Here is a 915-nt window from a genome sequence, read left to right as displayed (position 1 = left end):
GCTTAAGTTGTCGTTTAGCTGACAGATTCTTGTATACGAATTACCTAAAGTACTCTATACACAAGGAATGTATAAGATGACTAAGGTCAGCGTTGCTTAAATATTAATCTTCTTAAAAAAATAATTTTTTATCAAAAGGAATGAACGGTTATGGATTCAGGATTGATCACACTTTTCTTGCCTATGGCTTTGGCTATTGTCATGGCTGGTATGGGGCTAGAATTAACTTTAAAAGACTTCGCACGTGTCAGTAAACATCCAAAAGCAGTTTTGATCGCTTTATTTTGCCAATTGATTTTATTGGTTGGTGTTGCTTTTCTAATTTGTAAAATATTCGCACTACCGCCACTTCTAGCAGTTGGTTTAATGCTCTTGGCAGCCTCGCCTGGAGGAACAACCGCGAATCTTTTTAGCTATTTATATAAAGGTGATATTGCGCTCAATATTACTTTAACGGCAATCAATGCAATTGTTGCAGCAGTGTTCCTTCCCTTTATTGTGAATTTTTCGATTTTGCATTTTATGAATGAAGGTCAGCACGTTGGTCTACAATTTACAAAGGTTCTACAAGTTTTTCTCATTATTTTAGTACCTGTCTGTATTGGCATGCTGATTCGTCACTATACCCCACACGTTGCAGAGAAGCTAAATCGCCCTGTTCGAATTTTTGCAGTGGTTTTTCTACTGATTATTATTCTTGGGGCAATTTTTAAAGAACGAAATAACCTGATCGAATATATTGGGCAAATTGGATTTGCAACAGCACTATTCTGTGCAATCAGCCTACTTATTGGTTACTTTGTGCCACGCATGTTGGGAATTAATTCTTATCAAGCCAGAGCTTGTGCTTTCGAAATTGGTATTCATAACAGTACTTTGGCGATGACCATCGCACTGACCATTATGGCAAGTACA

General features: G+C 37.2%; 1 protein-coding gene. It reads left to right on the top strand.

The features are described from left to right. Window positions 1–150: 150 nt before the first annotated feature. On the top strand, window positions 151–915 hold a 765-nt coding region (locus tag RR876_RS16625), incomplete at its 3' end, for a bile acid:sodium symporter family protein (protein WP_332637146.1).

Origin of the sequence: Acinetobacter sp. (assembly GCF_036666595.1) — a bacterium.
Lineage (GTDB): Bacteria > Pseudomonadota > Gammaproteobacteria > Pseudomonadales > Moraxellaceae > Acinetobacter.
This window is presented reverse-complemented; position numbering and strand designations above follow the sequence as displayed.